Origin of the sequence: Nannocystis punicea (assembly GCF_026965555.1) — a bacterium.
GTDB lineage: Bacteria > Myxococcota_A > Polyangia > Nannocystales > Nannocystaceae > Nannocystis > Nannocystis punicea.
Genome location: NZ_CP114040.1, coordinates 10,990,001 through 11,001,858, shown reverse-complemented (window position 1 = coordinate 11,001,858; position 11,858 = coordinate 10,990,001). Strand labels below are relative to the sequence as shown.

Annotated in this window: 7 protein-coding genes; 5 read left to right on the top strand and 2 right to left on the bottom strand. The window is 71.5% G+C overall.

From position 1 onward, the window contains the following. Positions 1–104: 104 nt before the first annotated feature. Entirely contained in the window at positions 105–1,871 is a 1,767-nt protein-coding gene (locus O0S08_RS42100) for an alkyl sulfatase dimerization domain-containing protein (RefSeq protein WP_269035166.1), read from the bottom strand. A gap of 81 nt (positions 1,872–1,952) precedes the next feature. Here O0S08_RS42100 and O0S08_RS42095 point away from each other — a divergent pair, with 81 nt between their 5' ends. Then, positions 1,953–4,928 carry a carboxypeptidase regulatory-like domain-containing protein gene (locus tag O0S08_RS42095; protein WP_269035165.1) on the top strand — a complete coding sequence of 992 codons (2,976 nt, stop codon included), beginning with the start codon at positions 1,953–1,955 and terminating at the stop codon, positions 4,926–4,928. Between the two features lie 81 nt (positions 4,929–5,009). Next, positions 5,010–5,429, top strand: a complete 420-nt coding sequence (locus O0S08_RS42090; protein ID WP_269035164.1) for a hypothetical protein — start codon at positions 5,010–5,012, stop codon at positions 5,427–5,429. A 51-nt stretch (positions 5,430–5,480) separates the two neighbouring features. Here the strand turns inward: O0S08_RS42090 and O0S08_RS42085 are convergent, their stop codons facing one another. Continuing rightward, positions 5,481–7,217, bottom strand: a complete 1,737-nt coding sequence (locus tag O0S08_RS42085; protein ID WP_269035163.1) for an IgGFc-binding protein — start codon at positions 7,215–7,217, stop codon at positions 5,481–5,483. On the opposite strand from O0S08_RS42085, the gene O0S08_RS42080 reads away from it, so the two are divergent. From O0S08_RS42080 to O0S08_RS42070, 3 genes are all read left to right on the top strand, one after another. After that, a complete protein-coding gene (locus O0S08_RS42080; protein WP_269035162.1) occupies positions 7,147–8,547 on the top strand; it encodes an aldo/keto reductase in 1,401 nt (466 codons plus the stop codon). The genes O0S08_RS42085 and O0S08_RS42080 overlap by 71 nt on opposite strands. A gap of 46 nt (positions 8,548–8,593) precedes the next feature. Further along, positions 8,594–9,397: a PAS domain-containing protein gene (locus O0S08_RS42075; RefSeq protein ID WP_269035161.1), complete on the top strand. Its 804-nt coding sequence runs from the start codon at positions 8,594–8,596 to the stop codon at positions 9,395–9,397. A gap of 129 nt (positions 9,398–9,526) precedes the next feature. Beyond that, complete coding sequence (locus O0S08_RS42070; RefSeq protein ID WP_269035160.1) at positions 9,527–11,599, top strand: carbon starvation CstA family protein; 2,073 nt, start codon at positions 9,527–9,529, stop codon at positions 11,597–11,599. The last annotated feature ends 259 nt before the right edge of the window (positions 11,600–11,858 follow it).

The following is an 11,858-nucleotide window of genomic DNA, read 5'->3' as shown; positions in this document are numbered from 1 at the left end:
CGGCCCGGATCGCGGCGGTCGTCCGCGCGCACGGACGGCCGCCGCGGTCCGGACGAGGCCTGGCCTGCACCCCCGCCTTTCTTCGACATGTCCTTGGAGACAGGTCAAAGGCCGCGGCGGAAGCGGCCGGTGAAGCGGCGAAAGGCCAGAGCGTCGCCCGCGATCGCTAGCTCGCCGCTGGCGGCGGCGGCCAGCGGGCTGCGGAGGTCGGTGGCGAGGCGGCGCCAGGTCGCGGTGGTGGTGGTGACGATGGCCAGCGGCTCGGGCGTGCCGGGCAGCGGCTCGCCGGCGACGACCTCGGCGATCCCGTGGCGAATGGTGACCGTGAGGCGCTCGCCGGTGTCGGTGAACTCGAAGCGGGCCGACTCGTGCACGTCCGCGGCCAGCTCCGGATCGAGGCGCGTGGCCATGATGGTGAAGAAATGGGAGACCGGCAGGACGTCGAGGAAGGCCGGGTCGAGCGTCGGCGCCGATAATGGCGGCTCGCCGTGGCGCAGGCGCTGGCCGGTCTCGAGCAGGTAGGCGCGGCCGTTGGTGTTGCCGACCTCGCTGGCCAGCGCGTCGAGGGCGGCGGCCAGCTCGCCGGCGAGAGGTGTCCCCGGGGACATGCCCTCGGGGGCAGCGTCGCGCAGCAGGGAGTAGAGCTCGACGGCCCAGCGCGGATCGCGGGCGGCCACGGCCTCGCGGGCGCGGGCGCGGACGGCCTCGCCGCCGCCCATGGCGTCGACGAAGCGACGCGCGCGCTCGGCCGGGGCGTGGGGGTAGAGCCGCTCGGGCCGCTCGTCGAACCAGCCGAGGCGCTCGTCGTAGATGGCGCGCGCGGACCAGTCGACCTGGCCGTAGCGCTCGGCCAGCTCGGGCGCGCCGGCGAGGGCCGGGGGCAGGCCGACGTCCGCGGCGATGTGGTCGACGCTGCGGCCGGCGTTGGCGAGCTGGATGACGCGGTCGCGGACCCACTGGATGCCGTCGCGGTAGCGCGTCAGCGCCTCGCGGACCTGGTCGCGGCCGGAGATCGGGGCGGTGTGCGAGGGCACGAGGTGCTCGGGCGCGAGCCGGCGCATGGCGTCGAGCGAGGCGATCCAGGCGTCGATCGGCCGCGGGCTGGTGCCGCGCAGGGTGTAGAGGTTGGGGAAGCTGCGGTAGAAGTTGTCGCCCGCGAGCAGCACGCCCTCGTCGGGCAGGTGGACGAACAGCTGATCGTGGGTCTCGCCGTGGGCCTCGCGCAGGTGCAGGCGCACGCCGCCGATCTCGAGGTCCTGCGCGCCGGAGAAGGTGTGGCTGGGGAAGCGCGCGCCGGTGGTCGTGGCGGCGGCGAGGTCGGGCCGGCGCCCGATCGCCGAGCAAGGCAAGCTGTCCTCCGAGACATGTTCGCCGAACTGCGCCGCGCCGCGTCGGCTCTCGGCGCGACGAAACGCGCCGTATTGTTTTAAAAAGTGGTCGGTGAAGCTGGCGGTGGCCCAGATCGGGACGCCAGGGTCGGCCCACACGCTGGCGCCGCCGACGTGGTCGATGTGGCTGTGGGTGTAGATGATGGCGGCGATCGGGCCGGGGCTGGCGTGAAGCAGCGCCTCGCGCACGGGGGCGGCGCGAGCGGGGCTCATGCCGACGTCGACGATGACGTTGCCGACGTCGGTCCGCACGAGAACGGTGCTGGCGAGGTCGTAGCCGATCGCCAGGAACACGCGGTCGGTGACTCTCTCGACGCGCGGGGCGCCGACTGCCTCGTCGCAGTGCGCCTTCAAGGACGCCGGCGGGGCCTGGCCGCGCACCAGCGGGATGCTTCGCCGCGCCGGCGTGACGCTCCACCACACCGCGCCGCCGAGGCCGACCAGCGCGGCGACGGCGAGCGCGACGAACCTCCTCCGGGCCACGACAGCAGCAATGCCCGAGAGCCCCCGATGAGGTCAAGCCGCCTTGACGATCGCCGGCCCGGCGGCCTAGACAGGAGGCGCATGACCAATCGGAACGGCGGGCGCGAGGGTCGGTCGCGGATCTTGTGGTTTCTGCCGATCGGGCTCGGGGTCGCGGGGCTGGCCTGGGCGACATGTCTTGAAGGTCAGATAGAAAAACCGGTCGCGGCCGAACCGGTGAAGGCGCCGGCGGCCGCGCCGAGCGCGGCATTGCCCGCGGCGCCGCTGGAGATCGATCCGCGCAAGCTGGCGAAGGCGGCGATCGCCGGGACCGTGCGCGACGACAAGGGCCAGCCGATCGCCGGCGCGCAGGTGTGTGCGATCGCGGCGAACGGGCTGCTCGACGCGCGCGACACGTTCACGCCGCCGTGCGCCGCCAGCGAGCGCGACGGCCACTACCGCATCGAGGGGCTGTGGGCGGTGCGGCACTCGGTGAGCGCGACGGCGCCGGGGCACGTGCCGGCGTTCTACACGCGCGGCGACCGACCGACGCGCCTCGACATGGTCGCGCTCGCGCCCGGCGGCGAGGCGCTGGGCATCGACATCACCCTGCGCGGCGGGGGCGTGGAGATCGTCGGGGTCGTCAAGGACCTCAGCGGCGGGGCGGTCGAGGGCGCGGTGGTCAGCGCCGGCGGGGTGTTCGCGGGCACGGGCATGGCGTTCGCGACGTCGGGCGCGGAGGGACAATTTTCGCTGTGGGTGGCGCCGGGGCAGCCGCAGGTGTTCGCGCGCGCCGACGGCTACGCGCCGGGCAGCGACCGCGGGGCGGCGCCCGGGCACCGCTTCGAGCTGTACCTGACGCCCGAGTCGGTGCTGGTCGGCAAGGTGGTGCGCGCGAGCGACGGCTCGCCGGTCGAGGGCGCGAAGGTCACCGCGGAGCGCGGCGACACGTTCTTCGGCGGCGGCGGCGGGGTGTCGATCACCGACGCCGGCGGCAACTTCCGCATCTCGCAATTGTCACCCGGCGCGTACAAGCCGAGCGTGACGGCCGACGACGCGTTCGGCATGGCGGCGGAGCAGGTGGTGCTCGGGCTCGGCGAGACGTCGCAGTCGCTCGTGATCGAGGCCCACCCGGCGACGACGATCGCCGGCGCGGTGGTGGTGACGCCGGGCGGAGCATCCTGTCCGCAGGGACAGGTGACCTTGCGCGGCGGCAGCGAGCGCGAGTTCGGGGCGGAGATCGAGGCCGACGGGCGGGTGCGCATCCCGGGCCTGCTGCCGGGGACCTACGAGGTGTCGGTGCGCTGCGAGGGGTTCGTGTCGGCGGAGAAGTACCCGCCGGTGGCGGTCGTGGACAGACCGATCGAGGACCTGCGGTGGGACGTGGCGCCGGGGCGAGCGATCCGCGGCACCGTGACGACGGCCAAGGGCGAGCCGGCGCCGGGGCTCACCGTGTCTGCGCGGGTGAAGATCGATGGCGGGCAGGCGAGCTCGCACGCGAGGGGGCCGGCGTTCGGCGACTCCGATGCGCGCGGGCGCTTCGAGCTGGCGGGGCTGTTGCCCGGCAAGTACGAGGTGCGCGCGTACACCACGGGGACCCCCCGGCCGACCCCGGACAAGCCGCTCGAAGTGACCTTGCCCGAGGGACAGGACCTCGAGGACATCCGCGTCGAGCTGCTGGCGGCGGGGCAGGTCCGCGGCGAGGTCCGCGACGTCCACGGCAACCCGGTCGCGCGGGCGCAGGTGTCGCTGCAGGCGCCCGGGCGGCGCACCTCGGCGATGACGGGCGACGACGGGTCGTTCCACGTGGCGGAGGCGGCGGCCGGAGAGTACCGGGTGTCGGCGACGCGCGACGGGATCAAGCTGCGCGCGCCGGGGACCGGCGACGACGACGTGCAGGGGGTCAAGGTTACGGTCGCAGCCGACGCGGTGGCGACGGTCAAGCTGGTGGTCGAGACCGGCAACGGGAAGATCGTCGGGGTCGTGCGCGACGAGGGCGGGGCGCCGGTGAGCGACGCGTTCGTCGAGGCCACGCGCGAGTCGGAGAGCGCGCGTGGGCCCGGCGGGGCGCTGCCGCGGTTCTTCGCGCTGAACGACCGGCCGCACCTGACCGACCCCGAGGGCCGTTTCGCCGTCGAGGAGCTGTTCCCCGGCAAGTACACGGTCCGCGCGTTCCGCCGCGGCGGCGGCGAGACGTCGGTCGAGCACGTGGCGCTCGGCACGGAGGTGACGCTGACGATCGCGCCGACCGGCCGGCTGGCGGGGACTGTGGCGCTGAAGGGCGGCGGGGCGCCGCAGGAGTTCTCGGCGACGCTCGTCGATCCGTCCTCGGGCTATCAGCGCACCGACCGGTTCTTTCGGACAGGTGGCGCGTGGAGCTTCGCCGAGCTGCCGGCCGGCGACTACAAGCTGTCGGTGAGCGCGCCCGAGGGCACGCAGGACGCCGAGGTGTCTCTCGGGTCAGGTGAAGAGCGGTCCGGGGTGCGGGTCGAGCTGGCGGCCAAGGTCAAGCTGCGCGGGACCGTGGTCGACCTCGAGGGCGCGCCGGTGGTCGGGGCGGCGGTGCGGGTCAGCCAGGGGCAGGTGTTCGTGGTGGACAACCGCGACCTGCCGCGCACCGACGCCCAGGGTCGCTTCGAGGTCGAGGGGGCGCCGGTGGGGCTGGTGACGATCCTGGTGGCGGCGCCGCGCGGCGCGGCGGCGGAGTACAGCCAGACGGTGATGACGACCAACCTCGCAGGTGGGCCGGAGATCGAGCTGGCGCCGATCCGGGTCGCCAAGCAGCGGGTCAAGTCCGGCGAGACGAGCGGGGACCTCGGCTACGCGATCAAGCTCGGGGCGCCGGCGGCCGACCCGACGCAGCGCAAGTTCGAGGTCGCGCTGGTCAGGCCCGGCTCGCCGGCGGCCATCGCCGGACTGCAAGCCGGCGACGTGATCGTCAGCGTCGACGGCGAGGACGTGACCGGCGAGCGGCGCTACCTGTACGACCAGCTGACGCGCGTGCCGGTCGGCACGACGCTGCGCCTCGGTCTGGCGCGCGGCGTGACGGTCGAGCTGACCGCCGATACGACGCCGTGAACGGCCGCGAGGGCGGGCGATAATGTCCGCTCGCCGTTTGCGCACTTCCCACCGCCGAGCGTTTCGGGCACACCTGCGGAGGTGGCCTTCGCCTGGAACGACGCAGACGCGGACGTCTATCAGGTGGGCGGCACCGAGGTGCTGCTGTGGCGCCCGGCCGAGCGGTTCCTCATCACCAGGCTCAAGGGACAGGCGACCCTCGGGGCGCTGCAGTTCTACATGGGCCGGGCCGAGCGCGAGATGAGCCTCGGCCGCCTGACAGTGTTCCACGAGTGGGCCGAGATGGCCGGCTACGACCCGGCGGCCCGCGACGAGCTCAAGCGGTGGGGCAAGCAGCACAACGACGCGTTCGACCACGTCGAGTACCTGGTCCGCTCGAAGGTGGTGGCGATGCTGATCTCCGTGGCCGCGTTGACGCTCGGCCGCGACCTGCACGCGACCACCGACGAGGTGCAGTTCACGGCCGACCTGTTCCGCACGCTCGAGCGGCGCGAGGCGTGAGTCTCGCGGGACATGTCGATCGAGACATGTCCCTTGAGACATCGTTGAGCGTCACTGCGGGATGACGTCGAGGTCGAGGCCGCCGGGGTACCAGTAGCTGCCGTAGTTGAGCACGCCGTACACGCTGATGCCGACCTTCTGATCGGCGGTGACGCTGTGGCTGCCGCCGGTGCCGTTGTTGAGCGGGACGTGGGCGAGGCTGAAGCCGGTGGCGCCGATGGCGGTGAAGTTGCCGACGGCGGCGCCGTCGACCTGGACGTTGGCGCCGGTGGGGGCGAGGATGTCGACGAAGTTGGCGCTCCAGCCGGGCTGGGCGTACATCAGGTAGTTGGAGCGGAACTGGGCCGTCGGCACGGCGAGGAGCATGGCCGGGTCGGAGGTGCCGTAGCCGGCGTCCTGGCCGACCATGTACTCGGCGACGAGGATCTTCTTGTCGGCCTTGACGACGAACTTGGCGACGGTGGTCGGGATCTCGACGAAGTCGCCGGCGTTGGCGAGGACCTTGCCCACCGGCTGGTCGGGGTCGAAGGTGAGGGTGGTGTTGGCCTCGGAGGCGATGATGCGGACGATCACGGCCTTCTCGGCGTTGCCGTTGGACTGGGCCGGCGGGACGACGATGTACTCCTTGGCCAGCGCCTCGATCGGGAACATCGACTCCTCGAGGTGATCGCAGGCGGTGACGCCGATCGGGACCTGGGTGCACTCGTGGCCGCCGAACACCTGGACCGGCTTGTCGGCGGTGACGATCGCGCCGGTCTCGTCGCCGTTGCTGGCCGCCATGACCTGGATGACGTCGCCCTCGTTGAGGACGACGACGCCGTTGCCCTGGCCGTCGACGCCGCCACCGGCCTGGGTCGGGGTGCCGCCCTTCGGCGCCTTGAGCGTGACCGTGGTGTTGTCGTAGCGCGCGGTGACGGCGTAGAAGCCGGGGTAGCCGGCGTCCCAGAACGGCCACGAGGCGACCAGGTAGTTGCCGGTCCAGGTGTTGACCGGCAGCAGCAGCGAGGAGTCGTTGGTGACGTCGGCGTTGAGCGGGTTGAACTGGTAGACGGTGACCGGCTGGGTCGAGCGCAGGCGGTAGGCGCCGTCGGTCACGAGCACGCTGGGGCCGGTGCCGTTCGACAGCTCGGCGACCCACGGCAGCTCGAGTACCTTGACGCTGTTGGCCGGGACGGTGTCCATGGCGACCTGGTTGGCGCCGCGGGTGACTGTGATGTTGGCCGGGCTCGCGCTGGTGTTGGCGACGGCGATGGCGTACGGGTTGTACATGAAGCCGTCGAGCTGCTGCAGCACCGTCGGGTAGTAGTCGCAGCCGATGTACGACAGGCCGAGGTCGGCGCAGGCGCCGAGGCACTGACCCGTGCCCGGGTCGCACGCGAGGCCCTGCACCGGGTCGCACTCGTTCTGGTCCTCCCAGCCGCTGCCGTCCTGCTTGCACACCTGCGAGACCTGACCGTTGCACTGGGTCGAGCCCGGGGCACAGACGACGCAGCCCAGCGGCTCGGCGCAGACCGTCGCGCACGGGGTCTCCGACTTGTAGCCGCCCATGCCGTCGCACACCTTGGCGGTGTTGCCGTCACACTCGATCTGGTCTTCGAGACAGGGCCCCTCGCCGGTGGTGGTGGTGCCAGGGCCGTCGGTGGTGGGGCCGACCGTGGTGGTCGAGGTCGGCTGGGTGGTGACCGTGTCGACGCCCTCCGTCGTGCTGCTGCCGACGGTGTCGCTGTCGCTGACGGTGCCGCCCTCGGTCGGCGTGCCGGTGCTCGTCCCGTTGTCGGTGGTGCTCACGGTCGTCGACGGGTTCAGCGTCGGGTTCGTGGTCGGCAACGTGGCCGAGGCCGAATCGAGGCGACCTCCGTCGTCGCTGCACGCGGCGAGTGGGAGCGCGACACCAAGAGTAAGCAAGCTGCGAGTTGTCCAGACCATCGCCTCCGCCATACCACGAGCCCGCGCGGCCGGGGACTGTCGTCGCAGCGAGGCGACGCTCGGCGCACGTGCGCGCGTCGGCCGGATGACATGGTCGCAACACGACGCTCGTCCTTCGATCGACGACCGCGAAATCCCTGGTGAGATGAAATCGACTTCACGGCGGTGGACACGCGCCGGCGCGGGCTCGTGCGACAACGCGCAGAGGCCATGTACGCGGGCAGAAGTGCCCGTGTCCGATGTTCTGGGTTCTGTGCTAAGTGGTCGGTTCGCACCTGCGAGGACGCAACCCATGAACCTCCGACCGCTCGGCTCCACAGGCCTTCAAGTGTCCTCCATCGGTCTCGGCGGCATGCCGCTCTCGCTCGAGGGCAGGCCCGCCAAGTCGGAGGCGATCAAGGTGATCCACGCGTCGCTGCGCGCCGGCGTGACGCTGATCGACACCGCCGACGTGTACTGCCTCGACCAGTCGGAGATCGGCCACAACGAGAAGCTGATCGAAGCGGCGCTCGAGCAGTGGCCGGAGCCCGAGTCGGTGGTGGTGGCGACCAAAGGCGGGCTGACCCGCCCCGGCGGCGCATGGGTCACCGACGCCCACCCCCGCCGCCTCAAGGCCGCCTGCGAGGCGAGCCTCAAGGCGCTCAAGGTCCCGGCGATCACGCTCTACCAGCTGCACTCGGTCGATGACGTGGTGCCGCTCGAGGACAGCGTCGGTGCGCTCGCCGAGCTGCGCCGGGCCGGCAAGATCGTTCACATCGGCCTGTCCAATGTGACAGCCGCGCAAATTCGTCGCGCCCAACAAGTGGCGCCGATCGTCAGCGTGCAAAATCGTTGCGGTGTGTTCGACCGCCGCGACTTCAGCAACGGGGTGATCTCGCTGTGCGAGGCAGAGAAGATCGCCTACCTCGCCTACAGCCCGGTCGGGGGCTCCCGCGGCAAGCACCGAATCGCCGACGATCCGACGCTGCGTCGCATCGCCGCCGACCACGGCGTGTCCCCGTTCCAGATCGCCCTCGCGTGGCTCCTGGCCCGCTCACCCGTGATTATCCCGATCCCGGGGGCGAGCAAGATCACCAGCGCGATCGACAGCGCGGCGGCCGGGGCGCTCACCTTCTCGAGCGACGACCTCGCCGCGCTGGAGCACGCGTTCCCGGTGACGCAGGCGTCTCCGTCGGCCGCACGCGCCGTCTGAGGACCCCCCTCTTACGGCGTTTTGCGGCGTGATACGGTCGCCGCGCATGACTCAAGGTCCCGATCTCGCCGGGCAACTGGCGCTGTTCCAGGCTGTGGTCGACTCGATGCCGTGGGCGATCTTCTGGAAGGACCGCGACTCGCGGTACCTCGGCGGCAATCAGGCGATGGCGAAGTTGTCGGGCCTCTCGGCCCCCACCGAATTGGTGGGGCTCGCAGACACGGACCTGTGGTGGCGTGACAACGCCGCCGAGTACCGCGCCGACGACCTCGACGTGATCGAGTCGGGCGAGCAGCGGTTGTACGTGCGCCTGCCGTTCCCCGGCGAGAACGGCGGCACGATCTGGATCGATCGCCACCGCATCCCGCTGCGCGACCCGAGCGGGGCGATCATCGGGGTGATCGGGTGGTTCGAGGACGTGACCACCAGGAAGCTGGCCGAGGACGCTGAGGCGCAGGCGCAGCTCGAGGCGACGCTCGAGATGGCGACGCCGCTCCTGCCGGTGGCCGACGGTGTGCTGGTGATGCCGCTGATCGGCAAGCTCGACGCCCAGCGGGCGGCGCAGATGACCGAAACGCTGCTCGCCGGGGTGACCCAGCACCGGGCCCACACCGCGATCCTCGACGTCACCGGCGTGCGCCGCATGGACGCCACGGCGATCGAGGCGCTCGCCCGGGCCGCCGCGGGCGTGCGGCTGCTCGGCGCGGCCGCGGTGGTGACGGGCGTCGGCTCGACGGTGGCGCAGGCGATCGTGCGCCTGGGCGTCGACTTCGGCCAGGTCACCGTGCTCGGCGACCTCAAAGCCGGGGTGGCCCACGCCCTCGCCACCGCCGCAAAGCGCCGCGCTTGAGGTGGTGGCGCCGCGTTTGAGGTGGTGGTGCCGCGCTTGAGGTGGTGGCGCCGCGTTTGAGGGTGGGGCGCCACGTCTGAGCCCGGTGACGTCGCGCGGGCGCAGGCGTGGTAACCTGTCGCCCCGTCCATGCATGCGCTGTGGTTCATGATCCTGGCTCTGGCGGTGCTGGCGATCGCCTACCGCTATTACTCGGCGTTCCTGGCGGCCAAGGTGCTGGCCCTCGACGACGCCCGCCCCACGCCGGCCCACGAGCGCAACGACGGCCAGAACTACCACCCGACGTCGCGCTGGGTGCTGTTCGGCCACCACTTCGCGGCGATCACCGGCGCGGGCCCGCTGGTCGGCCCGGTGCTCGCGGCCCAGTTCGGCTTCTTGCCCGGGTACTCGTGGATCTTGATCGGCGTGGTGCTCGGCGGCGCAGTCCACGATCTGGTGATGCTGACCGCGTCGGTGCGGCGCGGCGGCCGCTCGCTGGCGGAGATCGCCCGCGACGAGCTCGGCCCCGGCGTCGGCGCGGTCGCCGGCGTGGCGATCCTGTTCATCGTCGTCATCGCCCTCGCCGGCCTCGGCCGCGTGGTCGTCGGCGCGCTGGCAGAGAGCGCGTGGGGCGTGTTCACCATCGGCGCGTCGATCCCGATCGCGCTGGCGATGGGCCTCTACATCTACAAGGTGCGCGCCGGCAGCTCCCGGGGCGTGCGCGAGGCGACCGCCGTCGGGGTGCTATTATTATTGGTGTGCGTGGTGTTCGGCAAGCAGGTCCAGGACTCGGGTCCCGGCCAGCTGCTGCAACTGTCGGAGACGACGATCACCCTGCTCATCGCCGCCTACGGGTTCGTCGCCAGCGTGCTGCCGGTGTGGATGCTGCTGTGCCCGCGCGACTACCTGTCGTCGTACATGAAGATCGGGACGATCGCGCTGCTCGTGCTGGGGATCGTGCTGGTCAACCCGGTGATCGAGATGCCGCTCGTCAACGCGGTCGGGGCCGGGACGATCGCGGTCGACGGCGAGGTGTTCCCGGCGGTGGTCCGCGGCTCGCTGTTCCCGTTCGTGTTCATCACCATCGCCTGCGGGGCGATCTCGGGCTTCCACGCGCTGATCGCCTCGGGCACCACGCCGAAGATGATCGACAGGGAGTCCGACTGCCGGCCGATCGGCTACGGGGCGATGCTGATGGAGGGGCTGGTCGGCATCACCGCGCTGCTCGCCGCCACCGCGCTGCCGCCCGCCGACTACTTCGCCATCAACACCGACCCGAAGATCGCGGTGGTCGCCGACGGCAAGGGCGGGCTGTCGCCGTCGAAGGAGGCCCTGGCCGCGCTCGACCCGGTGATGACGAGCGACGACCGCCGCCGGCTCGGCCTCGCCGAGGGCCAGTCGGCGACGGTCGCGGCGGGCAAGACGCTCAAGCTGTCGGAGGTGCTGCGCCTGTCCAATGGGACACTCGCAGCATTGGGCTACCACGCCGACCCGGGCTCGCTGCACGCGTCGGAGCTCAGCGCCGCCGACTTCAAGCGCCTGGGCGTGAAGGTCGAGGACCTGCCGACATTGGCCGAGGCGACCGACGAGGTGATCGCGGCGCGCACGGGCGGGGCGGTGTCGCTGGCGGTCGGCATGGCGCGGGTGTTCTCCGGCCTGCCCGGCATGCGGACGCTGCTCGACTATTGGTACCACTTCGCCATCATGTTCGAGGCGTTGTTCATCCTGACGACGATCGACACGGGGACGCGGGTGGGCCGGTTCCTGCTGCAGGAGTTCCTGGGGCGCTTTCATCGCAAGCTCGGCGACCCGTCGTGGATGCCGGGCGCGGTGCTGTCGTCGCTGGTGATCGTGGCCGGCTGGAGCTACTTCATCCTGACCGGCTCGATCGCCACGATCTGGCCGATGTTCGGCATCGCCAATCAATTGCTGGCCGCGGTCGCGCTGGCGGTCGGGACGACGATCGTGCTCAAGGAGGGCCGCCGAGCCGCCTACGCGTGGGTGACCCTGGGGCCGCTCCTGTTCGTCGGCACGACCACCCTGACGGCCGGCTTCCGCTCCCTGGTAGAGGTCTACGTGCCGATGACCCGCGACCCGGCGACCGCGACGATGGGCGTCGTCAACACCGCGGTGACCGGGACGCTGCTGACGTGCGTGCTGGCGATCCTGGTGATGAGCGCCCGCAAGTGGCGCGAGCTGTTGCGCCTGCGCGCGGCGGCGTGAGGAGTCCTTTCGGACATGGGCAAAAGTACATGTTCATTAGGACATGCATTTCGTTCATCCCGGATCCACCGCCTGCAGGGCCGGCGCTCGCGCTCGTCCGAGGTGTCCTCGATCGGCGCGGAGCTCCGACGCGTCGAGGGCGCGAAGGCGTCGTCGATCCGCGCCGATGCCGCCCGCGCAGCTCCCGCACTTTCCTCTGAAAAGAGTTTCGAAAAAGCCTCGAGAAAAGCTTGACCCCGCGGGGCCGAGAGACTAGAAC

Excerpts from the sequence above, each read along its gene's own strand:
- O0S08_RS42095 (WP_269035165.1), top strand. The coding sequence starts at position 1,953 with ATGACCAATCGGAACGGCGGGCGCGAGGGTCGGTCGCGGATCTTGTGG.
- O0S08_RS42075 (WP_269035161.1), top strand. The coding sequence starts at position 8,594 with ATGACTCAAGGTCCCGATCTCGCCGGGCAACTGGCGCTGTTCCAGGCT.
- O0S08_RS42070 (WP_269035160.1), top strand. The coding sequence starts at position 9,527 with ATGCATGCGCTGTGGTTCATGATCCTGGCTCTGGCGGTGCTGGCGATC.